Genomic DNA, 1,774 nt, shown 5'->3' with positions numbered 1-1,774 from the left:
CCGCCGACCCCCTACTTGGTGGCCGAACGGCAGCTGCGGCACGTCGGCAAGGACTGCCTCGTCGCCTTCGACGGCAACCTCTACTCCGTGCCGGCCCGCCGGGTTCGGGCTCGCCAGCTGGTCGAGATCCGGGCCACGAAATCCCAGGTCATGCTGCATGCCACACTCGCCGATGCTCAAGGCAGCACTCTTCTGGCCGCCCATCCCCGGGCGATCGGCCGCGGTGCCCGTGTCGTCGACGAGACGCACTGGGACGGCCTGCCCACCGGCAAGGGACGCCGGACCACCACCGGCGACATCCCGGTCCAGCCCCGTCAAGAACGGCCGCGGGGCGAGGAGACCGGCCCGTTGCAGGCACTGCTGAACCGGGCCGCGGCCACCCGGATCGAGGTCGGACGCCGACCATTGTCGGTCTACGACGAGCTGACCGGCACCCGTCCCTTCACCACCCATCGAGCGACGAAGGAAACGTCTTGAGCGAGCTGACCGGCAACCGCATCCGCACCACGGCCGGCAAGCTCGGCCTGCCCCACCTTGCGGAAACCATCAACGAGTTCACCCACCGGGCCGACGAGGCGAAAATGGGCTACCTCGACTTCCTCGACCTGGTCCTCTCCGAAGAACTGGCCGTCCGCGACGACCGCCGCTTCCGCCAGGGCCTGCGGCTCTCCCGGCTCCCGCACCACAAGACGCTCGATGAATACGACTTCTCGTTCCAGCCCGACCTCGACCCGCGCAAGGTCAAGGACCTCGCCACCCTTTCGTTCGTCGAGGCGAAGGCGAACGCCGCTCTCCTGGGACCGCCGGGGGTGGGCAAGACACATATCGCTGTCTCTCTGGCGGTCGCGGCCTGCCGGGCCGGCTACTCGGTCTACTTCACCAGCCTCGACGACATGGTCCGCAACCTCAAAGCCGCCGAAGCAGCAGGCCGCCTCGCCAACAAGCTCGGCACCTACCTCCGGCCGGGCGTCCTCGTCGTCGACGAGGTGGGCTACGAGATCCTCGAACGCGGAGAAGCGAACCTGGTCTTCCAGGTCATCTCAAAGCGGTATGAAAAGGGCTCGATCATCCTGACCTCGAACAAGACCTTCAGCGAATGGGGACAGGTGTTCGGTGACGAGGTCCTCGCCACCGCCATCCTCGACCGGCTCCTCCACCACTGCGACGTGATCTCCATCAACGGCCCCAGCTACCGGCTCAAGAACCGGCTCAAGGCCATCGAGCGGGACACAGACGTAGCCTAGTAAGCCATTGCACAGACGTGGCCGGGAGCTTGGTCAGTCGTCTTCGAGTCGCTGGAAGACCGCAGTGAACTCGTCGGTCTCGATCAGCCCGGCGATCACGTGGGTCATGCTGTCGATGCCACGATCCCTGACGATCAGGCCGTCCGAGGCCCAGAAGTAGCGGCCGCCGAGAGCCTCGCCGCTTCCTGCCCACGTCTCCATCAAGCGTTCGACCTCTGCGACCGTGAACACTGTCGCGCTCCAACGGGAGCCGTCCTTCAGGCCCACGAAGACATCGACATTGCACACCGAGTCCAGGTCCTCGTCCGGGCTGGGCAGGAACGATGCCTCGAAGGCGTCCGTGCGAACCCGGTACCACGGCTCGTCCCAGCCTCGTTCGACCAATCCGGGCGATGCGCTACGACTCATCGAGCGAGTGTCTCTGGCTGGCCTGACGATCTCAACCAGGTTCCTCAGCTGTGTTGCTTTCCGCGACGCAGCTGGGGACGTTCATCCGTACACGGCTGGGGAGCAAAGGTCGTACGCCGACA

The 1,774-nt window shown here is 65.9% G+C and carries 3 protein-coding genes; 2 read left to right on the top strand and 1 reads right to left on the bottom strand.

Annotated elements, in window-relative coordinates; all coding sequences use genetic code 11:
- Both ACIQMX_RS42430 and istB read left to right on the top strand, forming a co-directional pair.
- The coding region (locus ACIQMX_RS42430) for a Mu transposase domain-containing protein (protein ID WP_402487066.1) at positions 1-477 on the top strand (477 nt) is incomplete at its 5' end.
- Positions 474-1,244, top strand: a complete 771-nt coding sequence (gene istB / locus ACIQMX_RS42425; protein WP_402487063.1) for an IS21-like element helper ATPase IstB — start codon at positions 474-476, stop codon at positions 1,242-1,244. The genes ACIQMX_RS42430 and istB, both read left to right, overlap by 4 nt.
- A gap of 33 nt (positions 1,245-1,277) precedes the next feature.
- Here istB and ACIQMX_RS42420 read toward each other — a convergent pair whose 3' ends face one another.
- Positions 1,278-1,652: a hypothetical protein gene (locus tag ACIQMX_RS42420; RefSeq protein WP_402487060.1), complete on the bottom strand. Its 375-nt coding sequence runs from the start codon at positions 1,650-1,652 to the stop codon at positions 1,278-1,280.
- Between the last annotated feature and the right edge of the window lie 122 nt (positions 1,653-1,774).

Origin of the sequence: Streptomyces sp. NPDC091416 (assembly GCF_044756845.1) — a bacterium.
In the GTDB taxonomy this organism is placed as follows: Bacteria; Actinomycetota; Actinomycetes; order Streptomycetales; family Streptomycetaceae; genus Streptomyces.
This window is presented reverse-complemented; position numbering and strand designations above follow the sequence as displayed.